Below are 20,713 nucleotides of genomic sequence, written 5' to 3' on the forward strand. Positions count from 1 at the left end.
ATCGCGGTCGACTGCACACCGGCGCCGCAGGAGAACACCGCCATCGTCGGGGCGCTCACTTAGGCTCGCCCCCGTCCCGGGCCGGGCGGGCAGCGTCCACGGCAGCAGCCAGCGCGTCCCGAACCCGGGTCGCCTCCTCCACCGTGAGCGAGACGTCCGCCAGCTCAATGCGCGCCGGTGACGTGGTGCCCGTGTCGTCCAGGTCGACGCGCACCGGACAGTCCCAGGTGAGGACGCCGTCGTACTCCCAGTCCGGCTCCGGCAGGTCGTCCGGTGCGGCGGTGTCGTCGGCCGGGGCCGCGGACGCGCGCAGCACGGTCACCGGCTCGACGTGCGTCACCGCGACATCCGGGACGAACTCGCCGCCGATCATCCACCCGGCCGGGCCGTTCGTGTTCCGCTCCGCGACCGGGTACTCGACACCGCCGCCGCGGTTCGTCTCGATGATCGCGTACTCCGGGCCGTCGGCCGGGGCCGCGGACAGTTCGTGCGAGCCGATCGAGTCGACGTCCTCGGCGGCCAGGACGTGCCGGACGATCGTCGCCGCGCACAGCGACGACACAGACCGGTCGGCCTGCTCGATCAGCGCGGTGGCCCGGTCCGGCCAGCCGTCCCGGAACCACGCCAGCGCCGCCTCGTAGTCGGACGCCCGCAGCTCGTCGGCCGGGCCCTGCCCGTCCGTGGGAGCGACAGCCGGGGCCCTCGGGTGGTCGACGATGCAGACAGCGGTCACCGGCTTCCCGGGTGGGCACACCGCGCAGTCGCCCGGCTCGCGCTCATCCGTGGGTGCGTCTCCGCGGACCGCCTTCCGCCACGAGTCGGCGTCTTCCTCGGCCTCGAACCAGTCGCCGCCGGACAGCCCGCGCTGGATGGCATCGGCCATCCCGTTCCCCGTCTCGGTGAGCCGCTGCTCCCGCTCCCGGGACGCGGACAGCTCCGCACGGAGACGGTCGATCTCCGCAGCGACCTTCTCCGCGCTCGCGTAGTCCAGGTCGCACAGCTCCAGGACCCGTTCCTCGTGGGCGTTCACGCCGCCACTCCCGCGCCGGCATCGTCACGGAACCGGCGTGCTGTCGCGAGGACCTGGGCCGCCCCGTCGACTGCCCGGTCAGCGGCCGAGACCAGGGAGTCCGCGTTGGCCTCGATGCCCGGCCGGTTGCCGACGCGGATCTCGTGCCACAGCCAGTCCAGGCTCATCCCGAGCTCGGTCAGCGCCTCCTGCAGCGTCTGGACCTCGGCGAGGACGACGGCGTAACCCTCGTGCGCGGAGTGGAACGGAACGGTCTGCTGGTCAGCCACGGCCGCTCACCCCCGCCCGGCACTGCGCGGCCGCGGCGTGCAGGGTGCGGATCGCGCGGCGACGCAGCCACCACCCCGAACCGGGGACGAACCTCGACCAGCGGGGTCCGTCGTTCCACCTGCCCACCCCGCCGCAGCGGCGGGCCCGCGGAGGCAGGACCTCGTACAGGGTCTTCGTCATCGGGCCGAGCATCACCTCGGTGGAGTCCGCGCCGCCCGCGGTGAGGCCGCGCACGACCGCGAGGGCACCCCAGATGTCGACCGGTGTGCCCGGCGCCCAGGGGGCGGGTCCGTCGGGGGTGGACCAGGCTGGCCACAGTCCGCCGCGGTGATGCCCGTGGTCGGCGACCGCCTGGGCGGCTGACTCGAAGTAGGCGGCGGCCTGGCCGCGGGTCAGGCAGGGACGGCCACTGGTGTCGCGGTCGAAGCGTCCGGCAGCGACGTCGGCGACGAGCTCCGGGAGGACACCGCACGTGCGGTCCGGGCGCGGTGGAGCCGGCCGACGTGCGCCCCGAGCCCCTCCAGCGGGAGCCCGGTGTGGACGTTGCGGCAGCGCTGCCCCGCGGGTGCTCCGCAGCCCCGGTTCCGGCCGAGCCGGCCGGGTGGGTCGCACGGCACCAGCAGCGACTCGGAGATCCGTAGCCGCTGGTCGGTCGACAGATCGAAGTGGCGTCGCATGGCGGCCACCCCCTCGGGTCGCATACTCGGTGGCACCACCAGTATGCACTGGATAGTGGTGGTGTCCACTCGGTTCGACGCTCATGCGGTCGCGTCCTCTCGCAGCTCAGCAGGGGTGGAATCGGTGTCGGTAGGGCGGCGGGCGTCCAGCTCGGCGCGGGCCTGGGCGCGGCGGGCCGGGTCGGTCGCGGCCCGCGGGGTGCGGTGTGGAGTCGGGCGCGGCTCCGGGAGCCGGCCGAGTGCAGGCATCGCCGCCTCGATCTCGGTGCGGACCTCCGGCGGTGCCTCGGCCAGCAGCAGCCGCTGCACCGGCGGCTCCGGGGTGGCGAGCAGCGGCACGTCCTCCGGGCGGTCGCCGGCGGCCAGGGCCAGCAGTGCGCGGTCGGCGAAGTCCACCGCCGCGCGGCGGCGCCACGCCAGCTCGGCGGCCGGGTCGTCGGCCAGCTCCCGTGGGGGCGGTGGGCACTCCCACAGGCCGCGGATCCGGGCCCGGTTCGCCCTGATCTGCTCGGCCAGGTGCCCGGGCTGCACCCGGAACCCGGTGAACGTGGTGGTCAGGGCGAAGGTGGCGGCGGCGACCTGGGCGCGGGTCCAGCGGCCGGTGCGGGCGGCGAGCATCCACGCCTCGACGTCATCGGCAGTGCGGGGGTGGCCGTCGATGACGCCGAGGACCTGGAACACGGCGCGGAAGTCGCTGGTGAGGACCGGGTTGTGCTCGATCGGGATGGGCATGGTCAGGCTCCTCGCCCGGGCAGCTGGACGACCTCGCTGGAGTGGCGGCGCTCGTACTCGGCGAACGCGTCGTCGAGGCCAGCCAGGGCTCGGGTGGTGACGGTCTGCGGGGTGGCGGGGCGCCGGTTCGCGACCTCGCTGGCCACGGACTGGAAAGTCGACGGGCCGAGGCCCTTGGACGCCCACGCTTCGACGCAGCGGGCCAGCAGGTCGTCGGGCCAGCCGCGGCGCAGGAGCTGGTCGACTTCGACGCCGAGGTCCCGGATCACCCTCGGGCCGGGGCGGTGGTCGCAGCTGTCGGCCCAGGCGTTGACGATCCGGACGGCGGCGCCGGAGCGGGCGGTCTTGGCCATCTCGGTGTGGCGGCCGGCGCGGCGGCGCTGCCGGGACGCCTCGTTGTCGACGGCGGCGGGGGTGTCGCGGGCCGCGCGCGGCACGCCGCCGTCAGGCGGCGTGTTGTTCTCCGGTAGGAGAACTACGGGACGGGCCGGGTCGGGGTAGCTGAACGTGCTGTCGTCGTTCACGGGGGTGTTCGCGCGAACCGGTGGGGGAACGTTCTCCGGATCGTCGTCGCGAACCGGGTCGGTGCGGTTCGCGCGATCCGCCCTCCGACGTGCACGAACCCGGTTCATCCGAACCCGGGCCTCATCGCGCTTGCGCTCCACCTCGTCCCGCGTCGGCTGGTGATCCGCCCAGTCGTGGAAGCGGAACCCGTCGCCCTCCTCGGGGTCGGATTCGCGCACCCACAGGCCCACATCGACGAGCCTGGTGGCCATCTTCTGGCGCGGGTCGAACCGCTCGACCACCTCCGCCGGCACGAAACCGTCGGTCAGCTGCTGCCCGCACCACGACGCCGTCAGCACCCACAGCCCCATCGCGGGGAGCCGGTCCTTACCAAGCCGGCGGACCTTGCGGTGGTCGGCGAGTGCGTCGTCGACCTTCACCCACGTCACGAGGCACCCCGCGGGGCGTTCAGGGCGTCGTCGAGCACCAGGTACAGGTTCAGCAGCCGGAACATCAGCGCCACCAACCGGTCGGCGCTGGTCTCCTCCGGCAGCGCGAACGCGGCGACCGCGGCGGCGGCCCGCTCCGGTTCGCCGTTGGCCAACGCGGTGATCGCCACGCCGGCGACCCGGTCGACCGCGGCGTGCTCCCGGCTCGGGTCGGTGGACTCCAGGACCCAGCCGTCGCCGTCCGGGCGGACCAGCGGTGGCACGTTCTCCAGCTGCGCGAGACGGCGCGCGACCAGCGCGGCACCGATGAGGGCCTGCGAGTGCATGCGGGTGTGCGCGTCGGCTGGTGTGCGGCCGGGTGGGGCCAGCAGCAGCGCGGCTTGGTCGTGGGCGTCGGCGCGGGCAGCCGTCGCGGCGTCCTGCCATGCCTGGACCTCGGCGCGGATCTCCGCGGGGCCGTAGCCGGGGGCGGCCGTGTCGGTCATCGGGTCCTCTTCCGTCCGGCCGCCTCGGCGACCTTGTTCAGTGCGTGCTGCGCCCACGCCATCGCGGTCTGGTAGTCGCCGGACTTCGAGTCGGCGGCCAAGCGCGTCAGCTGCTCGATCTGCTCGTCGATCTCGGCGCGGACGGCGTCCGGGTCGGCGGGTGGCGGGGTGTCGTCGAGGTGGGTGTTGAGCCAGTCCCGCAGGTGCAGCGCCTGCTCGTGGGTCAGGGCAGTGGAGTTGCGGGGGCCGAGCCGGACGGTGAGCAGCGCCCAGCCGGCCGAGAACGGTCCCGGGTACGGCGGTTCGATGACCAGGCCCTTGCGGGACCAGACGCCGGCGCGGGCGCGGACCTTGTCCATCACCGCGCCACCGGCCACTGCACATCGAACAGCGGGGCGCCGTCGAGGTCGACCAGCTGCAGCTCGCGACCCAGTGCCCGGGCGCGGGCGGCGAACCGCCACACCGGGGACCGCTCCCAGAACACCGGACCGCCGACCGCGACGACGACCCGCCCGCACACCGCCAGCAGGTGCTCGTCGCGGGCATCGGCCGGTAGCGGCAACGCGACCTCGTCGTTGATCCCACCCCGGGCGGTGGGGCGCTTCTGCCCGACGGCGGGGTGAGCGACGACGAACAGGTCCAGGAACAGCGCCGCGGCGCGGTCGACCAGGTCGTAGGCGGTCAGGTCGTCCTGGTGGTGCAGCTCGGTCACACCGTCGTCGACCCAGCGGGACACGATCGCCGCGACCGCCCGCCCCTGGTCCGGGGACATGCCGCCGCGCGGGCCGGCGAACGCGACGTGCTGCCTCATGCCGCACCCCGGCGTTCGTTGCGGCGCAGCGCGGCGTACAGGCTGTCGAGCTGCACACCGAACCGGTCGGCGATCGCCTTGTCGGAGTAGCCGAACGAGCGGAGATGCTCGACGTCGTCGACGTCCACCACGCCGCGTTGCTCCCGGCCCAGGTCGGGTGTTGCGGCCGGGTCGTCGATGGTGTCGTCGTCCCACGCCAGCGGGGGCACCCAGCCCTGCCGGTTCGCCCATGCCTTGGTTCGGGTGACCGCGGCGCGTTGCCATGCAGTGTCCGCCGGGGGCGGCTGCCAGCAGAGTGCGTCGTACAGGTCGCGGATCGCGCGGGCCGTGCGGACCGACACCTGCTCGCCGCCGTGGAGAACACGACCTTGAAGCTGGCGGCGCGCCAACCCGAGACGGTCCGCGAGCTGCTGCACCGACCAGCCCAGAGCGGCGAGCGCATGGATCCGGCGGCGCGACCCGGTCGCGTCGACCCGGGCCAGATCGGGCAGCGTGTCCAGGTCACGGACCGGGGGTGCGGCGGTGGGCGGGGTGACGGCGAGCAGCCGCTGCGCGACACCGTGGGTGACCCGCCGGGTCGGCGGTAGGCCCTTCGACGGCTGCCCCACCAGCAGCGCGTACAGCGTCGGCGCGGTCACCCCCGACACCTCGGAGATCCGGCGGATGCTGACACCCTGCTGGCGCAACTCGGTGACGTGAGCGCGGACCGCCCCGGCGTCGACCATCATCGTCAGGCCAGCCGCGCGACGCCGACGATACGAGCGAGCGCGGGCAGCGTCGTAGCGGCGGCCCGACGCAGTCCGGGCCGTCACGACCGGCCCCCGTCCAGGCACACGATCTCGGCCCAGCGGCGCCGGCGTGCCGGATCGTCGGTCGCGGCCAAGCCCGCCTCGGTGAGCTCGTAACCGTGAGCGGAGAACCGGGCCGAGCTGGCGCGACCGTCCAGCTCCGTCGCGGCCTGCCGCAGCAGACGAGCGATCCGGTTGACGTCCTCCACCGTCAGATCGGTTCGGGGGGTCTGCGCCTCCCACGTCATCAGGTCATCGACGGCGCGGACCGCGAGCTCGGCGGCACGGCCCACCTGCGCCGGGTTCACGGCGGCGGTCACTGGTCTGCTCCGGCAGAGCGGCCCGCGGAGGCGGCACGGTTCTGCTCGAACGTCGTGAACACGCCGTCCTCGCGGGTGTGGGCCTGAACCCACTCCCGGGCGTCGTCGATGCACTCCGCGCGCCCGCACACAGACGTCGAGGCGTGCGGCCGGGACGAGTCGAACGGCTCGGTGCCGAGCTGGTTACTGACGATCCCGATGAACTTGTGGTTCTTCTTCCGGCACAGCGGCTGCGGGATCGCGCCGGTGTAGCGGCTCACTGGTCTGCTCCGTCGATCAGAGCGCGGGCCTCGTCGGCCTGTGCGGGGGACATGCCCATGTCGCCATAGCGCCGATGCAACCGGGCCTGGCCGTCGACGTACTCGTGCAACCCGACCAGGGCTACGCCAGCGGGAAGATCAAGCGCGGCGGCGACGTCGGCGAGCGTGGCGCCGTGTGCGAGCGCGTCCATGCCGTCGCACCACAGGCCTGCCGCCGCGGCGGACGCGATCCGCTTACCGATCGCGACCGCGGCCAGAGCGTGGTCAGCGATCTCATCGCGGGACCGTTCCCGGCCCAGGCCGTGCCGGACATCGACCAACACCGCGCGGTGCCCGGACAGGGCCTGCGCCATGTGCTCCAGCGGCGTGAACTCCGGGACGTCCGCCGGCTTCCTCGGGGCCGTCACCGGTCACCGTCCTTCTTCTTCGGGTCCTGCCAGCGACGGTTCACCCGTGCCTCCGGACCAGCTCGAGCTTGTGGTCGTCCATCCACTTGAGGGCGGCGTTGATGCGGGCGTCGACGACCGACTCCGCGATCTCGTCGAGCCGGGACGTCGTGGCCGCCCACCCGCCCGGCTCCGCCGTCGTCAGAGCCCGGGTAGTGCCGCAGGCGACGAGGTGCGCCACCGCGTCGTCCAGGTCCTCGCCCTGCAGCAGCTGCAGGCCGTGCGTCGACGGGAGCTTTGCGGCGAGCGCTGCCGCGCCGGCCGGTGGGGTCGGCTGGTCGTCCCCGTTGAACTCGGCGAGGAACCGCTCCGCACCCTCCTGGCCGGTCGAGAGCAGCCACCAGAACCCGGCCAGCGCCAACACCGCGCCGCCGGCCGCAGCGGCGGTCGTCTTCACGAACGTGCTCACCACATGCCTCCGGTCCCGAGGAACAGGCCGAACATGAGCAGCGCGCCCAGGCCCAGCATCAGCAGGTGCAGCTGCACGTCCCGCTCCCGCGGCGCCCGGTGCGCCGGCCGGTGCCGGGCCGCGCTGCGCGGGCCGGTGGATGCGATCAGGTCCGCCATCTGCCCCGACCAGCGCGGAACCAGCGGTGCAGACGGGTGCGCAGCCGGTCCTGGACGGACTACTTCGCGCAGGTCAGGGGCTACACTCACCGTGCGCCCTTCGGATGTGTTCATGCGGATCCTTTCCGGGAGGTGCTGGACCGGTCGCCCTGTCGGGGGTGGCCGGTCCTTCTTGTTGCCGGGTCTAGGCGGCGGGAGTAGGTGCAGGCCGGTCAGCGAGGGCTCGCTCGTAGAACCGCTGGACGGGGACCCCAAGCAGTTGCGAGATGGTGAGCAGCTCGTCGGCGCGGAAGGCGGTGCTGCCGTGGCATCGGCGGGAGACCGCCGCGTCCGTCAGGTTCAGCGCTTCGGCGATCTCCGACTGCTGGCGGCCCTGCTCCATCAGCACGATCCGGACGGCGAGTCCGACCTGCTGCGCGATGGTGGGGGGCATGGCGTGATTCTTACGCTGAGCGTAAGAAGGTGTCAACCTGGGCCGCAACTGAACAGTGACGCCGAGTGATTGCTACTCTCGTCATACTTTTGACGTCAGCGAGATTCATGTAGATTTCGCGGCATGACTAGCGCAGTGGAGACGCTCACTCTCCGTGAGCGAGTTGCGGCAGACGTTCGATCGTGGATGATCCGCCGCGGAATCAGCGGGCAGGACCTGGCCGACCATCTCAACGTCTCGCCGGCGTACGTCAGCCGTCGCCTGAAGGGACGGACTGCGTTCGACGTCGACGATCTCGACCGGATCGCGACCTTCCTCGGCGTGCCCCTCGGGATCCACCTCGGCGGCCGTCCAGGCGACGCTCCGCGGCCTCCGGAAGGGGCCCAGCAAGACGCTGGCCGCGGCGCTATCACACTCGCGAGATCGGCGGCATCTGCCCTCAGGCAGCGCCGGTTCTGGCTGGTCGGCGCCGCCGGTGCCGATCACATTCCTGTGGCACCCGGTTACGGATCATGCGTGCCACAGCTGGCGCACGCCGCGACTCCGAGGACGCGAACGGATGCGGTCGGGGAGAGCAACTATGCCCGCGCAGCGTGACCGGCTCAATGCTTCGGGTGATGGTCTGTGCATGGTCAACGACGCCGCTGCCGGAACAGAGAACGCGAAGGTCCTCCACCAGTACTTCCGGCACCAGCGCGACTGGCGACCGAACACGCTCCGACTGCGCCGGATCCAGCTCGCGCACCTCGCCGAGTACCTGCAGCCCGGCGCGCTGACCGCAGCGACCGAAGACGACCTACTCGGCTGGCGTGACGAGATGCCGCGGACGTGGTCAACGGAGACCGTCATCGGCTACATCAGCGCGGCGCGCGGACTCTACCGCTGGATGAGCGCCCGGAGTCGGCCGCGGATCCGCATCGACGACCCCTCGGTGGCGCTGGACTACCCCCGGAAACCGGAACGCCGCCCCCGGCCGATGCTCGCCAAGCACTTCGACCTCGCGCTGTCCTGCGCGCTCCGCGACCCCGAGATGTTCGCCTGGCTCGGTCTCGCCGGATGCTCCGGGCTGCGCTGCTGTGAGATCGCGTGGCTCCGCGGGACCGACGTCGAGGAGCTCGACGACGGGTGCGGCCTCCTGCACCTCGAGGGGAAGGGCGGCAAGTGGCGGACCACGCCGGTCGGATCTGACCTGATGCTGGTGCTCGACCAGTTCGTGCGGCGGGCCGGCCGAGGGCCCGTGTTCACCCGCCCGTCCGACGGGCAGGCACACACACCTCAGGGCGTCTCCTACCGGATCAACCGGTTCCTGACCGGAGTCGGGATCACCGAGACCGCGCACCAGATGCGGCATCTCTTCGCGACCGACTACCACCTGCTCGACCCGGACATCTTCCGCCAGGCCGAAGTCATGGGCCACAGCAGTGTGGAGGAGACCCGGAAGTACACGCTCACGAGCCCGGCCGAGGCGGCTCGATTCGTCGAGAAGCTGACGCGGGCGAGGCTGCGGAATCGACCGGCGCGCGGCGGGAGAGCCCGGGTCGCATAGCCAGGCCTGTGCGCGTGATGTTCGACGCCTGCCCGGCACAAACCTGGGGCCAGTTCCGACGAAGATCCTGTGGAACGTACACGTTGGACACTGCGCACCCGGACCCTCCGATCGAGCGGCCGAGTCATCGTCACCCAGGTCGACCCCGCGACGCGGGGAGTCGTGCTTCACGTCTCGGGTGGCGAACCGGTGCTGTTGTCGGCAGGTGACGCTGCGCGGCTTCGGTGGCATCTCGCCGAGGCGATCCGCGCAACGGGAGCGCCGAGCGTCGACGCGTGACGGCGGCTACTCGATTCGGCCCGCGCGGCGGTCCAGTGTCGACTTCGGGACCTCCGTCGCGGCCTCGATCTGCGACCAAGGGATTTCTCGGCGGCGGAGCTCGGCGACGAGGCGGCCTGTCCACTGCTGGGCGCTGTCGAACACGAGTTCGCTGGCCCGGATACCGGCGTAGAGCGCGTCAGGCTCTACCCCGGACAGGTCGCTGGCGAGCAGCGATCGCAGGTCATCCAACGCTGAGCGCTCCTCGCCTGTAGTCACCGGGGCAGGCTATGTCCCCGCCCTTCCCACATCTAGGAAGCTACCGTACTCTCGCCTTCCTAGATGTGGGAAGGCGAGAGGGGAGATCATGGGTTGGTTCAGCGGGCCGAAGTCCGACGCGGAGCGGGCGGCGGCGCAGATCGAGCTGCAGCACGACGGCGCGGACGTGGCCGAGACGGTCGGGAAGGCCGCACGGCTGTTCGGCGCGAACAAGATCGCGGACAGGTGCGAGCGGGAGGCGGCCGAGGACCGCAAGATCGCCGCCGAGATCGAGTCCGACGGCCGTGTCCGTGGGTGGTGGTGACCGTGGGGAAGGCGGACGACTCCTACGAGGCGCTCAAGGCGCTCCGTGACTCGGGCTACCGGGGTCCGGTCGACGAGGACGGGAAGGCGACCACGCACGAGGACTGGCGCGCGAAGCACGGCATCGACCCGGCGACCGGGACGGCGGTCCGGTGATGGCGGTCCGGGTTGTGGGTATGGCGTTGACCGCGGTGCTGCTGCTGTTCCTGATCGTCACCGGGTTCAACCAGGGGTGGACGCAGTGGCAGTTCATCGGGGCGGTCGCGGGAATGGCGGCATGGGACCGGTGGGTGGTCGCCCGATGACGGCACCCGAACCGCGGCGCCCGGACGTCATCGACGGAGAGGTTGTCTCGGTGCGGCCCGGGGCCCCGTCGCCGTTGGATCCGGACCGGTCCGGACTGTGGCCGACGGTGCTGCGGCCGGTCCCTCTCGATCTGCACGGTGTCGAGCGCCCCCGCCTGGTCGAGGTGCTGGCGGCTGTTCTGCGGGGTCGCCGGTGAAGCTCGAATACGCCCTGTACGGGCTGATGGCCGCCGTCGCCGCCGCCGCGGCGGTTCTGTCGTTCACGACGCTGCACGACCTCGCCGCGGTGTCCGGGTTCGCACCGTGGGCCGGGTGGACCAGTCCGGGGACGGCGTGGCTGCTGCCGGTGACGATCGACGCCGGCGCCGCGGCCGGCTCGCTGGTGTGGCTGTCGCGGACCGGTCGGGCCCGGGTGTTCGGCCGCGGTCTCGCTCTGGCGCTGCTGGGGCTCTCGGTTGTCGGGAACGGGCTCGGGCACCACCTGGTGGTCGAGCAGGCGCGCCCGGGCTGGTGGATCGTCGTGCTCGTGTCCGCGGTCCCACCGGCGGTGCTGGGCGCGGTGGTGCACCTAGCGATGCTCTGCGGTCGACCTGACGAGACCGACCGGGCCGATGGGCACACCGGGGACCGGACCGGTCCGCGACCGGAGCTGACCGAGGCCGGTGAGCGCCAGCTGGTGGCCGAGATCGCCGCTGCGGTCCGGGCCGGTGGGCCGGTGCCGTCGAGCAACGAGCTGTTGACCCGGTGGGCGATCGGGCGGGGTCGGGCGAACCGGATCCTGCGTGAGGCCCGCCGGCCGGAGTTGAAGGCGGTGACCGGATGACGACGAGTACTGCTGCCGCCGCACCGGACCCGGGCCCGGACCGTGACCCGGACCGGTCCGAGGTGGAGCCGGTGCCGGTGGATCCGCCGGCGGAGCGGCGGACGATCTTCGCGACGATCACCGGGACCCGCGAGCACGACCGGCGCCCGATCGTGCCCGCGGCTCTGCGGAACAAGGAGGAGCGGGCGGACCTGGTCCGGTGGGTGGCCCGGTTCGGGGCGCACGTCACCGCGTTCCATGCGGTCCGGGCCCCCTGGTACGCGGCCAAGCTGCTGGCCTACTCCCCGCGGGGGCTGTACCGGATCGCTCGCTCGGTGTTCTACGTGGTGAGCGATGCGGAGGGGGCACCGCTGCGGCGGACCGCGGTGGTCCGTGGCGACGACGCCGCCTACCTGCGGTTGGTCCGGGAGCGAAACAAGCGGGTCGCCCGCCGCGGCACCGAGGCCGCCATCGGCGTCGCGGGTCTGGCCGTCCTGGTCTGGCTGATCGCGGTCGCGGCCGGACCGGCCTGGCAGGTCCTCGCCGCCGCCACCGCGATCGCCGGGCTCGGCCGGGTCGGCCGGCCCGCGGACCGCCGGGTCGTCGCACCGGCCACGATCGCACCATCCGCGCCACCGAGGCTCACCTCGGACGTGGTGGACCGGGCGCTGCGCACCTGCGGTGTCCCGGCCCTGGCGAAGGCGGACCGGCCCATCTCCTACGTCGCACCGATCACCCGCGACGGTCCCGGCTGGCGCGCCGAGGGTGACCTGCCGTTCGGGGTGACCGCCCTCGATCTCCTCGAACGCCGGTCCGGGCTGTCGTCCGGCCTGCGCCGCCCCCTCGGATGCGTGTGGCCCGAGCAGGTCCCCGACGCCCACGACGGCCGCCTGGTGCTATGGGTCGGCGACCAGGACATGGCCCGCGCCAGGCAAGCGCCGTGGCCGCTGCTCAAGGCCGGCGGTGCCAGCCTGTTCGAGCCGATCCCGTTCGGCACCGACCAGCGCGGCCGCAAGGTCGCGTTCTCGCTGATGTACGCGAACGTGCTGATCGGCGCGATGCCCGGGGCGGGGAAGACGTTCGCGATCAAACCGCTGCTGCTGGCCGGCTGCCTCGACGTGTCAGCGCGGCTGCGGGTGTTCGAGCTGAAAGGCACCGGTGACCTGCGGTTCGCCGAGAATGTCGCCCACGACTACGGCCAGGGCCCCGACGACGTCACCGTCGAGCGGTGCGTGGCCTCACTGCGGGAGCTGCACAAGGAGCTGGAGCGCCGCGCCGCGGTCATCGCGGACCTGCCGCGGAACCTCTGCCCGGAGAACAAGGTCACCCCCGAACTCGCCCGGCAGCGCCGCCTCGGCCTGTTCCCGGAACTGATGGTCGTCGACGAGTGCCAGGAGCTGTTCTCCCACCCCGAGCACGGCAAGGAAGCCGGCGCGCTCGCGACGGCGATCATCAAACGCGGCCGGGCACTCGGGGTGATCTTGGTGCTCGCCACCCAGCGCCCCGACAAGGACTCCCTGCCGACCGGGGTGAGCGCGAACGTCGGGATCCGCTACTGCCTGCGGGTGATGGGACAGACCGAGAACGACATGATCCTCGGCACCAGCATGTACAAGAACGGGGTCCGCGCCAGCACCCTGACCAGCAAGGACAAGGGCATCGGCTACCTGGTCGGCACCTCCGATGAGGCGCGGGTCGTGCGCTCCTACTACCTCGACGGACCCACCTCCGACAAGGTCGCCGAACGGGCGCTGCAGCTACGCATCGCCGCGGGCACGATCACCGGGCAGGCCGCCGGCGAGGAACGGACCACGGTGCTGGTCGACCTGCTCGAGGACCTGGCCACCATCTACGCCACCGCGAAGGTGCGGCGGATGTGGTCGGAGGACATCGTCGCCGCCCTGGCCGAGCTGCGCCCCGACACCTACACCGGGTGGACACCGGAGACCCTCGCCCGCGCACTGCCCGCCGGGGTGGAAACCCGCCAGATCGCCGGGGAGGACGCCAACGGGCACCGCCGCAACCGGCGCGGCCTGTACCTCGACGACGTCCAGAACGTCCTGGAGCGCCGGGCCCGCGGCGAGATCGAGGGCGGGCCGGCGTGATCGAGGCGGTCACTGCCCTGGTTGCGTTCGTCGCGACCGGCGGGTCCTGGTGGGCCGCCGTCGCCGCGGCCGGCGCGGCGTACGTGGCGACGTGCTGGTGGTGGCCGTTCGGGTTCTGCTGGTGCTGCCACGGCCGCGGGAAGCACTTCCGCCGCGGCGGGCGCGCGTTCCGCGACTGCGGCTGGTGTAGCGGCCGGGGCCGCCGGTTCCGGGTGGGGTCGGTGGTGCTCGCCAGGCTCCGCGACCGGCACGGCGACTGACCAGCGCTACACGCTACGCCGCAGGTCACGACGGGTTCGTGGTGCTAGCGGAGGTGCTACATGTAGCGGCGTCGGCCGCTACATCATCGGGTCATCACTTCTGATGAGCACCGGTAACGACACCGGCCTGGCCCGCGGTACGAAGGGGCAGATGCACCAGGAGGAGACGGTCATGGGCAAGCGAGCGAACATCCGGGCTACGCGCTATGCCGCCGAAGCAGCAGAGCTTGAGCTTCGGCGCCAGACCCAGATCGCCGAAGAGATGCGCCGGGCCGCCATGACCGACGACGAGCGCATCGCAGACGACAAGGCGATCGCCGCCCGGGCTGCAGCTGAAGCAGCTGCACAAGCGCAGGGCAACCGGGACGCGGCGAAGCTGGTGGGCGCCGTGATCGCTAGCGTCATCGTCGGGAGCATCGCCGGGTGGATCGGGCTGTTGTTCTTCTGGGCCGCCGTTGGGGCGGCCATCCTGATCCGGAAGCACAAGAAGTCAGTCGCCGAGGCCGAGGCACGGGCGAAGGCAGAGGCCGACGAGCGGGCACGCATCGCAGACGAGGCTGCCCGAAGCGCACAGGTGGAACACCACGTTCGGATGCTGTGTGCAGCCGACCCGACGTTCGTCGCGCTCACAGAGGAGTGGAAGCGGATTCCCCCGACCCGGCCTGATGCCCGCGCGCGGAACGAGGCGCAGCAGGCCGAGCGGTTGGTCATCATCGACCAGTACGCCGCAACGTTCGCGGAGCTCGAGCGGTCCGGCCAGCCGGTGCCCGACCACGGCGCGACTATGCGAGATCTTGTGGCAGCTGAGCAGGCATGGGACACCCGGAGCCCCTAGTGAACTCGATAGCTGGAGGCGGAGAGACGACCGGTAACCGCGGAGCACCCATGACCGAGCCGACGCGGAGTGTGCGGGTGCACTGGTCGTACCTGCTGCTGACACTCGCGCTCGGGGTCGCGCTCGGCGCGGCCGGTATGGCGTGGCTCACCAGCGGTCCGTCGGCACCCGTGCAGGCGGGGCAGGAATCTGAGTACGCAGACCAGGTCATCCCGCAACTCGATGGGTTGTGGACAGAGAACATGGTCGTCTCGCTCGGCACGCGGATCTGCACGAACGACGAGGACTACTCGGACGCCGAGCGAGTCCGGTCGCTCCTGGCTGAGCACGATGCGATGACACCGTCCGAAGCGAACCTCCTGGTCTCGGCCGCCTGGGTCACCCTCTGCCCGCGCTGAGCGAGCACCTCACACACGTCGAGGACGGCACGACGGGTCTCCTCGTCGTGGTCGTTCCACTTCAGCAGCAGCATGTCGAGGATCGACGCGAGGCCGAACGCGACATCGGGGCTGCGTGCGGGGTGCCGGTAGCGGTCCTGGATCGCGGCGTGCCGTAGGGCGGCTGCCCCGGCGGCGACAGTCGCCTTCTCAGCGGGCAGATCGCGCACTGTTCCCCCAGGTTAGTGCGGTTGGATGAGGTTCGCGGGGGAAGCGCGAGGGTTAGGGTGCCACAGGGGGCTGTGGGCCCAAGGATGATGGCCCGGGCTCCGGCGGGCCGGTATCGCGCCGGGTGTCTCGTCGGCCACGAGCGGGGCCGCCATCGGCGTAACGACAGCGAGCACACGCGCGACTCCACTCCGTGGCGCAGCCGCCACGATGGCCACGAAGACAGGAGCGCAGTTGCTCGGCAACGACGGCCTCTTGCCGCCCGGGCGGCATCAAGTCACAGCGGAAGATGTGAAGCGACACTTCGTAGACGGGTTCCCGGAGGCCTCTCCTCGCCGACGGCTCTATGCTCGCTGGTTGAGGCACCGCGAAGCGCTTGTCAGCGTCATACGAGTGCACAGTCAGTGGATCGATGGCAGCTACGTGACGAGCAAGGTCGAGCCGGGCGATATTGATGTTGTGAGCCTGCTCGACGCTCCGGAGTTCGAAGCGCTCGCGCCGGGGCTGCAACACATGGTGGCCTCGCTCGTTGGTGGGAAGAAGACCCGGGAGCACTGGATGCTCGACTCGTACGCTGTTCTTATCTACCCCGACGGCCACGCGTTGCGATCCGAAACCGACAAGGGGCTCGCATACTGGGACAAGCAGTGGCAGGGCGTCCGAGACAACTCGCAGCTCAAGAAGGGGTACCTGGAGGTGAAGCCCGATGGTGCGTGATGGCCTCGCTGCCGCCATCGACGACGCCGACCAGGTCCTCGGCGCGATGGCCCCCAGCGAAACCAGTCCGGCGATCGCGCTGATGCGATCCTCTATCGAGGGGTTCCGAGAGGAACTGCAGGAGCAGCTCAGTCAAGCGACGCGCGCACAGCTACGGGTTGTGCTCGATGGCACGCCGGTCGTCCGGCACCGTATCCGGGTTGACGCGTTGTCCAAGGTCCTCCACAGCCTGCAAGAGGTGGTCTCGGCCGTCGGGCAGGCGTTGGTTGGCCGGGCGACCAGTAGCTCGTCGATCCCCGGCCCGCTCCGCGACCGGACCGCGCTGAGCTTCGCTGCGGCAGTCCCCGGCTCCTTCGGTGCGGTCCTCGAGGGACCGGAGGCGGAGCAGCCAGGGCAGGGACGACTCGCGATGACCGACCACCTTGAACGAGACACGTTGCTCAACGACTCACTAGAACGAGTCTTGAAGATCATCAATCTCGCAGGTGACAACCCGACCGACGATGCACCCGTGATCGACGAGGTCCTGCCGCTCGGCAGTCGGGCCTTCAAGCACCTCAACACGCTTTCGACCACGATCGTGGACGAGGGGATGACTGCCCGGTTTACCTGGCTGCCGACGACTGGCGATGGCGGTTTCGCCGAGCTGAACGAGTCTGGGGCGCGGCGGCTCGGTGACATCCTTGGCCGGAACCGGGCGACGGAAGAACAGGTTGTGGAGCATGGACGACTGGGGACCATCAGCGACATCCGGAACCGGATCGAGCTCGACACGGGAGACCGGGTCATCCAGGCCCAGGTCGTCGAGGAGCTCGTGCCTCGGCTCGGCGACTTCTTTGCCCGACGCGTCGCCGCCACGTTCGATGTCAGCGTAGTCCGGTCCCTCGTCACCGGAACGGAGTCTCGGGCCTACACACTGGTCGCCCTGACCTCCGTAGACGCGGAGGAATAACACCCGTCGGCGAAGGCAGCACTGAATCTACTGCCTTGGACGTTCGGCGCGTCTCTCTGAGCTTCCTGCTGCGCCCAGTGCGAAGAGCCAGCTCGGGGCGTTGGCGGCGAGCGTGACTCGTTCGGGGTGGATGTGATCCCTCCGGTGGGGTGATGGTCCCAGGGTTGGTCTTCTAATGAGCTATGGCACCGAGTGCTCGGACGCGGTCGGGCTCTCTTCGCCCGCCGCCGGTGGCGGGACGGCGAACGCTGAGGTCACGGCCGCTGGTGGACAGCTTTCCGTGGGTGGCACCGGTGCTGTTCGTGCTGGTCGCGGTCTTGTCCCTCGCGGCGGTGCTCGGACCACGAGGGAGTGAGGTGGGCTGCCTCGGTGGCGCACATAGACGACGAGAAGCGCCCCGCCCCCAGGGAGCTGGGGCGGGGCGCTTCTCGCGGTGAGGGACCCGGCGTGGTTCGCGTGGCGGCGCGACCGGGGCCCGGGTCAGGGCCAGGTGTGGGGATCGCGGTCCTGCCGGACCAGCGACGCCGTGCCGCGCTCGGCGATCGTTGTCGCGACCAGTGACTTGAGCAGGCTGAGTGCGGCGGCACCGGCGGCGACGCCGCCGGCGGCGGCCCAGTCGACGGTGAGCAGGTTGAACACGCCGGCGGCGGTCCAAAGCCCGACCAGCGTTTGCGCGCCGGTGGCGATCGCGCGCTCGGCGGCGTCCTTCCAGAACACGGTGGTGAACATGAGGGTCCTCTCGATCAGGGCTCAGCCGCCGCTGGCGCGGTCGGTGAGGAACAGGGGCCGGCGGGCGATCGCCTCGACGACGGTGTCGACGAGGTCCTCGACGTCGGCGGGCGCGGCCCGGGCGGTCGCGGGCCGGCCGGCGAGCGCGGTGCGCAGCTCGTTGCGGAGGGCGTCGACCGCGGCGGCGTTGTTGCGCGCGTGCGCGGCGTGAGCGGCAGCCCAGGCGAGCATGGCGAACGCGCCCTGCGGGGGCAGGTCCGGCTGGTACCAGTCGGGGATCGGGTGGTGCCACACCGCGGGCGGTGTCTCCTCGCGAATGATGCGGCGGAGGTCTTCCTCGGTGGCCATGTCGAACCACGTCCTTCCGGGTGCAGGCAGAGGCCGGGTGGTGGCCGGGGCGGCGGGCAGGAGCCGGGCGCCGAGCTTGAGAGCTCCCTCCCAGCGGGAGCGGCGATCGTCGAGTCCGTTGGTGCCGCCGTTGATCAGGCGGGTGACGGCGTCGAGGTCGGCGGCGTCGGCGCGGGCGTTGATCGTCGGGCGGGCCACGGTCCAGTACCAGGCCGCCGCGAGTCCGGACCACGGTGGCTCGGCGACGAGGGCCGGGCTGCGGACGATGTGGTCGACGGCCGGAACGAGGCCGCGGGTGAAACACCAGCGGGAGAACGCGGTGTAGTTGTCGCGGCCGGTGAGCTGGATCCAGCCGCGGCCCTTGAACCGGGGCCCGTCGCCGGGCTGGGTGTTGCCGAGGCTCTTGCGGCCCTCGTAGGCCGACCCGTCGGCGAGCTCCTCCTGGTAGTAGAGGCCGAGGGTTTCGTGACCGACCTGGGCGCACCACATCGCGGCCCGGTTCACCGTCGTGCACGAGGCGGCGAGCATGGCGGTGTTCATCGCCTCCGCGTAGCGCTGTGCGCGGGTGCGGGAGCAACGGAACGCCAGGACCATCGTGTCGACGTCCACCGGGTCAGGCCCTTCGGGTCGCTGCGATCGTGGCGGCGGTGACGAGCACGAATGCCGCGGCGGCGGCCGTGGCCGGGCCGGTGCCGTAGAGCCCGGCGGTCAACGCGACGAGCATCAGCCCTGGTGCGCCGACGGCGACCGCGAGGACACGGCCCATGCCGGCGTGGCCGCGGCCGGTGTCGTAGCGCGGGCACACCGCCTGGCCGCAGGTGCCGCAGTCGGTGCCGGGCCGGTAGTGCTCGTGGTGGTCGGCGGGGCAGCCGCACACGCAGGCCGGCCGGGTCACGTCCGGCTCCGTGCACGCGTGGGTGGCCGGCGCTGGGCCGGGATCCGGGCCGCCTTCGGCCAGTTCTTCGGGTCGAACTCGCGCCCGCGCTCGTGGATGGGCCGGGCGAACGGGCAGAACTCGCGCAGCGCCAGGACCATCACGACCTTGCGGGACAGGTCCCGGCGGGCTGCCTCGCGAACCGCGCGTTGCGCGAGCTGGTCCTGGACGCGGCGGTATCCGGTGGCGAGGCGTTCCAGGCGGGCGAGGTCGTCGGCGAGGACATCGGTCCCCGCCGGTTCGCTCGACGGGCTCATGGCGCGGTCCTCTGGTCGAGCAGGCGCTTCTGCTGGCGGGCGATCACGACCAGGGCGGCGAGGACACCGGCCGACCACAGCCCGTAGAGCCCGGTGCGGATCAGCGTCGTCGGTGATACCGGGGCGTCGGCGGCGGTGGCTTCGATCAGCGCCCACGCCAGGGTCGCCTGCAACCCGAGCGTCGACACCGACACCAGCACCACGTGCAGCGGCAGCAGCCGCATCGAGGCCCGGGCCGACCGATAGTTGCGCCAGTAGAGCCGGATGACGGTGACCATCGCGCCGGCGCACAGGAACATCACGACCAGCACCCCGGCTCGCAGCAGCGTCGCGTCGATCGTCACCACAGCGGCACCCCGGACACGATCATCAGCGCGAGCGCGTAGAGCATCGTCAGCGTGAAGGTGATCGACAGCGGGTGGCGGGTCAGCGCGGCGCTCACCGGGTCGGGGCGGACGGGTCGGACCATCACGATCACCGGGTCTCGGTCGAGGAAGGCGACGAGTCCGACCCCTGCTGCGGCGAGGGCGGGCGGGTGCCGAGGAACGGCCACGTCCGCTCGGTGATGAGGCTGGCCGGCAACCCGATCATGGCTCCAGCCAGCCAGAGCAGCGCGGTCCGCGGCTCGCCGACGAGCGCCATCTCGTGCAGCAGCACCCCGAGCCCTGCGACGAGCAGGACTCCGTCGCGGACCGTCTTGAAGTCCAGCCTCACCACCGCGGGGTCCCCTGTCGTTCGTCCACATCAGTCCTCCTGCTCGGCCAGCTGGTAGCGGGTGGCGAGCCCGTCGGCGGGTTCGAGGCGCAGCCGGCCGGTGTTCGGGAACCGCAGCGCGTAGTCCCCGAGCCCGACCGGGTCCCCGTTCGGCAGCACGACGGCCGGCATGCCGTTGACGACCAGGCGCCGGCCCTTCGACCAGGCGACCAGGGCGTCGGTCTGCCCGGGACGGTGCTGGTAGAGCTCGACCTGGACGCGGCCGGGATCGGGACGGCCCTCGGAGTCGAGCGGGACGTAGGTGCGCGGCTGGTCGCTCACCGCCCGGCCGCCGGCGGGAGGTGGTACCAGCTCGACTGCTCCCCGCGGACGTGGTCGAACGCAGTCCGGACCGAGCGGTAGCCGATGCCGTACATGCCGGGCCCGACGCGGGCGTATTCGTCGAGCGCGCCGCGCAACCGCTCCGGTCGCGGCGCGCGGGTCTGGGAGATCCGCTCACCCGGGTGGGCGGCCCGGAACGCAGTGGTCTGCCAGGGCTCGACGTAGAGCCGCAGGTTGTCGACCACCCCGGACCGCAGCAGGTTCACCGCGGCCTGCCCGGTGTTGCTGTGGTCGGCGTGACGGCCCGGCCAGCTCAGGTGGCTGTAGGTCTTCAGCCAGGCGCCCGGGTGCTCGGCGAGCCACGCCTCGATCGCGTCCTGCGCGGCCTGCACCGACAGCGCGCCGTCGGGGACGTGCGGCCGTGACAGGTGCACCCGCCGGGGTGCTACACCGAGCGCGCCCGCAGCGCGGCGGAACTCGTCGTCGCGGGCGGCGGTGAACCGTGGCCGGGACAGGCCGAGCTGGGTCCGGACGCCGGAGTTGACGCCGGTGGACAGCAGCAGCAGGTGCACCTCGTGGCCGGCGTCGAGGTGGGTGCGGATCGAGGCGCCCATGCTGAGCGTCTCGTCGTCCTGGTGCGGGATGGCGTAGACGATGGTGGCCACCGGCGT

At 71.8% G+C, this 20,713-nt stretch carries 37 protein-coding genes; 12 read left to right on the forward strand and 25 right to left on the reverse strand.

Annotated elements, in window-relative coordinates; genetic code table 11:
• Positions 1-55: 55 nt before the first annotated feature.
• The 15 genes from AB0J24_RS26360 to AB0J24_RS26430 all read right to left on the reverse strand — a co-directional run bounded on the left by AB0J24_RS26360 (position 56) and on the right by AB0J24_RS26430 (position 7,772).
• Complete coding sequence (locus AB0J24_RS26360) at positions 56-1,030, reverse strand: hypothetical protein (protein ID WP_358686179.1); 975 nt, start codon at positions 1,028-1,030, stop codon at positions 56-58.
• Positions 1,027-1,299, reverse strand: a complete 273-nt coding sequence (locus tag AB0J24_RS26365; protein ID WP_358686181.1) for a hypothetical protein — start codon at positions 1,297-1,299, stop codon at positions 1,027-1,029. Before AB0J24_RS26365 ends, AB0J24_RS26360 begins: the two co-directional genes overlap by 4 nt.
• On the reverse strand, positions 1,292-1,534 hold the full coding sequence (locus tag AB0J24_RS26370; protein ID WP_358686183.1) for a hypothetical protein: 243 nt from the start codon (positions 1,532-1,534) through the stop codon (positions 1,292-1,294). Before AB0J24_RS26370 ends, AB0J24_RS26365 begins: the two co-directional genes overlap by 8 nt.
• A 524-nt stretch (positions 1,535-2,058) precedes the next feature.
• Positions 2,059-2,709, reverse strand: coding sequence for a hypothetical protein (locus AB0J24_RS26375; protein WP_358686185.1), 651 nt, complete (start codon positions 2,707-2,709; stop codon positions 2,059-2,061).
• 2 nt (positions 2,710-2,711) lie between these two features.
• A complete protein-coding gene (locus tag AB0J24_RS26380; RefSeq protein WP_358686187.1) occupies positions 2,712-3,662 on the reverse strand; it encodes a hypothetical protein in 951 nt (316 codons plus the stop codon).
• The gene (locus AB0J24_RS26385; protein WP_358686189.1) at positions 3,659-4,147 is read right to left on the reverse strand and encodes a hypothetical protein; all 489 of its coding nucleotides are present in this window, start codon (positions 4,145-4,147) and stop codon (positions 3,659-3,661) included. Before AB0J24_RS26385 ends, AB0J24_RS26380 begins: the two co-directional genes overlap by 4 nt.
• Positions 4,144-4,506 (reverse strand): hypothetical protein, encoded by a 363-nt coding sequence (locus AB0J24_RS26390; RefSeq protein ID WP_358686191.1) that lies wholly within the window; start codon positions 4,504-4,506, stop codon positions 4,144-4,146. The genes AB0J24_RS26385 and AB0J24_RS26390 overlap by 4 nt, the downstream gene beginning before the upstream one ends.
• On the reverse strand, positions 4,506-4,958 hold the full coding sequence (locus AB0J24_RS26395; protein ID WP_358686194.1) for a hypothetical protein: 453 nt from the start codon (positions 4,956-4,958) through the stop codon (positions 4,506-4,508). Before AB0J24_RS26395 ends, AB0J24_RS26390 begins: the two co-directional genes overlap by 1 nt.
• Positions 4,955-5,683, reverse strand: coding sequence for a hypothetical protein (locus AB0J24_RS26400; protein WP_358686196.1), 729 nt, complete (start codon positions 5,681-5,683; stop codon positions 4,955-4,957). The genes AB0J24_RS26395 and AB0J24_RS26400 overlap by 4 nt, the downstream gene beginning before the upstream one ends.
• Positions 5,684-5,766: 83 nt before the next feature.
• The gene (locus AB0J24_RS26405) at positions 5,767-6,066 is read right to left on the reverse strand and encodes a hypothetical protein (protein ID WP_358686199.1); all 300 of its coding nucleotides are present in this window, start codon (positions 6,064-6,066) and stop codon (positions 5,767-5,769) included.
• Positions 6,063-6,326, reverse strand: coding sequence for a hypothetical protein (locus tag AB0J24_RS26410; protein WP_358686201.1), 264 nt, complete (start codon positions 6,324-6,326; stop codon positions 6,063-6,065). Before AB0J24_RS26410 ends, AB0J24_RS26405 begins: the two co-directional genes overlap by 4 nt.
• Complete coding sequence (locus AB0J24_RS26415; protein ID WP_358686204.1) at positions 6,323-6,733, reverse strand: hypothetical protein; 411 nt, start codon at positions 6,731-6,733, stop codon at positions 6,323-6,325. Before AB0J24_RS26415 ends, AB0J24_RS26410 begins: the two co-directional genes overlap by 4 nt.
• Before the next feature lie 40 nt (positions 6,734-6,773).
• Entirely contained in the window at positions 6,774-7,181 is a 408-nt protein-coding gene (locus tag AB0J24_RS26420; RefSeq protein WP_358686206.1) for a hypothetical protein, read from the reverse strand.
• Complete coding sequence (locus tag AB0J24_RS26425; RefSeq protein ID WP_358686209.1) at positions 7,178-7,339, reverse strand: hypothetical protein; 162 nt, start codon at positions 7,337-7,339, stop codon at positions 7,178-7,180. The genes AB0J24_RS26420 and AB0J24_RS26425 overlap by 4 nt, the downstream gene beginning before the upstream one ends.
• Positions 7,340-7,523: 184 nt before the next feature.
• Complete coding sequence (locus tag AB0J24_RS26430) at positions 7,524-7,772, reverse strand: helix-turn-helix transcriptional regulator (protein ID WP_358686211.1); 249 nt, start codon at positions 7,770-7,772, stop codon at positions 7,524-7,526.
• A gap of 123 nt (positions 7,773-7,895) precedes the next feature.
• Here AB0J24_RS26430 and AB0J24_RS26435 point away from each other — a divergent pair, with 123 nt between their 5' ends.
• Both AB0J24_RS26435 and AB0J24_RS26440 read left to right on the forward strand, forming a co-directional pair.
• Entirely contained in the window at positions 7,896-8,369 is a 474-nt protein-coding gene (locus AB0J24_RS26435) for a helix-turn-helix transcriptional regulator (RefSeq protein WP_358686213.1), read from the forward strand.
• A gap of 31 nt (positions 8,370-8,400) precedes the next feature.
• Positions 8,401-9,318, forward strand: coding sequence for a tyrosine-type recombinase/integrase (locus AB0J24_RS26440; protein WP_358686216.1), 918 nt, complete (start codon positions 8,401-8,403; stop codon positions 9,316-9,318).
• A 285-nt stretch (positions 9,319-9,603) separates the two neighbouring features.
• Here the strand turns inward: AB0J24_RS26440 and AB0J24_RS26445 are convergent, their stop codons facing one another.
• On the reverse strand, positions 9,604-9,855 hold the full coding sequence (locus AB0J24_RS26445) for a hypothetical protein (RefSeq protein WP_358686219.1): 252 nt from the start codon (positions 9,853-9,855) through the stop codon (positions 9,604-9,606).
• Positions 9,856-9,943: 88 nt separating this feature from the next.
• Between AB0J24_RS26445 and AB0J24_RS26450 the strand changes: the two genes are divergently transcribed.
• The 10 genes from AB0J24_RS26450 (at position 9,944) to AB0J24_RS26495 (ending at position 16,739) form a co-directional block, all read left to right on the forward strand.
• Positions 9,944-10,159, forward strand: coding sequence for a hypothetical protein (locus tag AB0J24_RS26450; RefSeq protein ID WP_358686222.1), 216 nt, complete (start codon positions 9,944-9,946; stop codon positions 10,157-10,159).
• A gap of 2 nt (positions 10,160-10,161) precedes the next feature.
• On the forward strand, positions 10,162-10,314 hold the full coding sequence (locus tag AB0J24_RS26455) for a hypothetical protein (RefSeq protein ID WP_358686224.1): 153 nt from the start codon (positions 10,162-10,164) through the stop codon (positions 10,312-10,314).
• Between the two features lie 20 nt (positions 10,315-10,334).
• Positions 10,335-10,463: a hypothetical protein gene (locus AB0J24_RS26460; protein WP_358686227.1), complete on the forward strand. Its 129-nt coding sequence runs from the start codon at positions 10,335-10,337 to the stop codon at positions 10,461-10,463.
• A 193-nt stretch (positions 10,464-10,656) separates the two neighbouring features.
• Entirely contained in the window at positions 10,657-11,286 is a 630-nt protein-coding gene (locus AB0J24_RS26465) for a DUF2637 domain-containing protein (protein WP_358686229.1), read from the forward strand.
• Positions 11,283-13,370 carry a cell division protein FtsK gene (locus AB0J24_RS26470; RefSeq protein ID WP_358686231.1) on the forward strand — a complete coding sequence of 696 codons (2,088 nt, stop codon included), beginning with the start codon at positions 11,283-11,285 and terminating at the stop codon, positions 13,368-13,370. The genes AB0J24_RS26465 and AB0J24_RS26470 overlap by 4 nt, the downstream gene beginning before the upstream one ends.
• Positions 13,367-13,630 carry a hypothetical protein gene (locus tag AB0J24_RS26475; protein ID WP_358686234.1) on the forward strand — a complete coding sequence of 88 codons (264 nt, stop codon included), beginning with the start codon at positions 13,367-13,369 and terminating at the stop codon, positions 13,628-13,630. The genes AB0J24_RS26470 and AB0J24_RS26475 overlap by 4 nt, the downstream gene beginning before the upstream one ends.
• Before the next feature lie 103 nt (positions 13,631-13,733).
• Positions 13,734-14,465 (forward strand): hypothetical protein, encoded by a 732-nt coding sequence (locus tag AB0J24_RS26480; RefSeq protein WP_358686236.1) that lies wholly within the window; start codon positions 13,734-13,736, stop codon positions 14,463-14,465.
• A 50-nt stretch (positions 14,466-14,515) separates the two neighbouring features.
• Positions 14,516-14,863 (forward strand): DUF732 domain-containing protein, encoded by a 348-nt coding sequence (locus AB0J24_RS26485; protein WP_358686239.1) that lies wholly within the window; start codon positions 14,516-14,518, stop codon positions 14,861-14,863.
• A gap of 441 nt (positions 14,864-15,304) precedes the next feature.
• Entirely contained in the window at positions 15,305-15,787 is a 483-nt protein-coding gene (locus tag AB0J24_RS26490) for a hypothetical protein (RefSeq protein WP_358686242.1), read from the forward strand.
• Positions 15,777-16,739, forward strand: a complete 963-nt coding sequence (locus AB0J24_RS26495; RefSeq protein WP_358686244.1) for a hypothetical protein — start codon at positions 15,777-15,779, stop codon at positions 16,737-16,739. Before AB0J24_RS26490 ends, AB0J24_RS26495 begins: the two co-directional genes overlap by 11 nt.
• A gap of 480 nt (positions 16,740-17,219) precedes the next feature.
• Here the strand turns inward: AB0J24_RS26495 and AB0J24_RS26500 are convergent, their stop codons facing one another.
• From AB0J24_RS26500 to AB0J24_RS26540, 9 genes are read right to left on the reverse strand one after another with little or no spacing between them, the layout of a single operon-like run.
• A complete protein-coding gene (locus AB0J24_RS26500) occupies positions 17,220-17,468 on the reverse strand; it encodes a holin (protein WP_358686246.1) in 249 nt (82 codons plus the stop codon).
• A gap of 21 nt (positions 17,469-17,489) precedes the next feature.
• On the reverse strand, positions 17,490-18,425 hold the full coding sequence (locus tag AB0J24_RS26505) for a hypothetical protein (RefSeq protein ID WP_358686248.1): 936 nt from the start codon (positions 18,423-18,425) through the stop codon (positions 17,490-17,492).
• 4 nt (positions 18,426-18,429) lie between these two features.
• On the reverse strand, positions 18,430-18,711 hold the full coding sequence (locus AB0J24_RS26510) for a hypothetical protein (RefSeq protein ID WP_358686250.1): 282 nt from the start codon (positions 18,709-18,711) through the stop codon (positions 18,430-18,432).
• Complete coding sequence (locus tag AB0J24_RS26515) at positions 18,708-19,007, reverse strand: hypothetical protein (RefSeq protein ID WP_358686252.1); 300 nt, start codon at positions 19,005-19,007, stop codon at positions 18,708-18,710. The genes AB0J24_RS26510 and AB0J24_RS26515 overlap by 4 nt, the downstream gene beginning before the upstream one ends.
• Positions 19,004-19,351, reverse strand: coding sequence for a hypothetical protein (locus AB0J24_RS26520; RefSeq protein WP_358686254.1), 348 nt, complete (start codon positions 19,349-19,351; stop codon positions 19,004-19,006). Before AB0J24_RS26520 ends, AB0J24_RS26515 begins: the two co-directional genes overlap by 4 nt.
• Positions 19,348-19,476 carry a hypothetical protein gene (locus AB0J24_RS26525; RefSeq protein ID WP_358686256.1) on the reverse strand — a complete coding sequence of 43 codons (129 nt, stop codon included), beginning with the start codon at positions 19,474-19,476 and terminating at the stop codon, positions 19,348-19,350. Before AB0J24_RS26525 ends, AB0J24_RS26520 begins: the two co-directional genes overlap by 4 nt.
• A gap of 5 nt (positions 19,477-19,481) precedes the next feature.
• Positions 19,482-19,724: a hypothetical protein gene (locus AB0J24_RS26530; RefSeq protein ID WP_358686258.1), complete on the reverse strand. Its 243-nt coding sequence runs from the start codon at positions 19,722-19,724 to the stop codon at positions 19,482-19,484.
• 27 nt (positions 19,725-19,751) lie between these two features.
• Positions 19,752-20,042 carry a hypothetical protein gene (locus tag AB0J24_RS26535; protein WP_358686260.1) on the reverse strand — a complete coding sequence of 97 codons (291 nt, stop codon included), beginning with the start codon at positions 20,040-20,042 and terminating at the stop codon, positions 19,752-19,754.
• Positions 20,039-20,707: a PIG-L family deacetylase gene (locus AB0J24_RS26540; protein ID WP_358686262.1), complete on the reverse strand. Its 669-nt coding sequence runs from the start codon at positions 20,705-20,707 to the stop codon at positions 20,039-20,041. Before AB0J24_RS26540 ends, AB0J24_RS26535 begins: the two co-directional genes overlap by 4 nt.
• Between the last annotated feature and the right edge of the window lie 6 nt (positions 20,708-20,713).

Origin of the sequence: Pseudonocardia sp. NPDC049635, from assembly GCF_040659795.1 — a bacterium.
Taxonomy (GTDB): domain Bacteria; phylum Actinomycetota; class Actinomycetes; order Mycobacteriales; family Pseudonocardiaceae; genus Pseudonocardia.

Excerpts from the sequence above, each read along its gene's own strand:
- AB0J24_RS26435 (WP_358686213.1), top strand. The coding sequence starts at position 7,896 with ATGACTAGCGCAGTGGAGACGCTCACTCTCCGTGAGCGAGTTGCGGCA.
- AB0J24_RS26375 (WP_358686185.1), bottom strand. The coding sequence starts at position 2,709 with ATGCCCATCCCGATCGAGCACAACCCGGTCCTCACCAGCGACTTCCGC.
- AB0J24_RS26425 (WP_358686209.1), bottom strand. The coding sequence starts at position 7,339 with ATGGCGGACCTGATCGCATCCACCGGCCCGCGCAGCGCGGCCCGGCAC.
- AB0J24_RS26440 (WP_358686216.1), top strand. The coding sequence starts at position 8,401 with ATGGTCAACGACGCCGCTGCCGGAACAGAGAACGCGAAGGTCCTCCAC.
- AB0J24_RS26460 (WP_358686227.1), top strand. The coding sequence starts at position 10,335 with ATGGCGTTGACCGCGGTGCTGCTGCTGTTCCTGATCGTCACCGGGTTC.
- AB0J24_RS26500 (WP_358686246.1), bottom strand. The coding sequence starts at position 17,468 with ATGTTCACCACCGTGTTCTGGAAGGACGCCGCCGAGCGCGCGATCGCC.
- AB0J24_RS26450 (WP_358686222.1), top strand. The coding sequence starts at position 9,944 with ATGGGTTGGTTCAGCGGGCCGAAGTCCGACGCGGAGCGGGCGGCGGCG.
- AB0J24_RS26525 (WP_358686256.1), bottom strand. The coding sequence starts at position 19,476 with ATGGTCCGACCCGTCCGCCCCGACCCGGTGAGCGCCGCGCTGACCCGC.
- AB0J24_RS26390 (WP_358686191.1), bottom strand. The coding sequence starts at position 4,506 with ATGGACAAGGTCCGCGCCCGCGCCGGCGTCTGGTCCCGCAAGGGCCTG.
- AB0J24_RS26515 (WP_358686252.1), bottom strand. The coding sequence starts at position 19,007 with ATGAGCCCGTCGAGCGAACCGGCGGGGACCGATGTCCTCGCCGACGAC.
- AB0J24_RS26385 (WP_358686189.1), bottom strand. The coding sequence starts at position 4,147 with ATGACCGACACGGCCGCCCCCGGCTACGGCCCCGCGGAGATCCGCGCC.
- AB0J24_RS26495 (WP_358686244.1), top strand. The coding sequence starts at position 15,777 with ATGGTGCGTGATGGCCTCGCTGCCGCCATCGACGACGCCGACCAGGTC.
- AB0J24_RS26480 (WP_358686236.1), top strand. The coding sequence starts at position 13,734 with ATGAGCACCGGTAACGACACCGGCCTGGCCCGCGGTACGAAGGGGCAG.
- AB0J24_RS26470 (WP_358686231.1), top strand. The coding sequence starts at position 11,283 with ATGACGACGAGTACTGCTGCCGCCGCACCGGACCCGGGCCCGGACCGT.
- AB0J24_RS26400 (WP_358686196.1), bottom strand. The coding sequence starts at position 5,683 with ATGGTCGACGCCGGGGCGGTCCGCGCTCACGTCACCGAGTTGCGCCAG.
- AB0J24_RS26485 (WP_358686239.1), top strand. The coding sequence starts at position 14,516 with ATGACCGAGCCGACGCGGAGTGTGCGGGTGCACTGGTCGTACCTGCTG.
- AB0J24_RS26395 (WP_358686194.1), bottom strand. The coding sequence starts at position 4,958 with ATGAGGCAGCACGTCGCGTTCGCCGGCCCGCGCGGCGGCATGTCCCCG.
- AB0J24_RS26430 (WP_358686211.1), bottom strand. The coding sequence starts at position 7,772 with ATGCCCCCCACCATCGCGCAGCAGGTCGGACTCGCCGTCCGGATCGTG.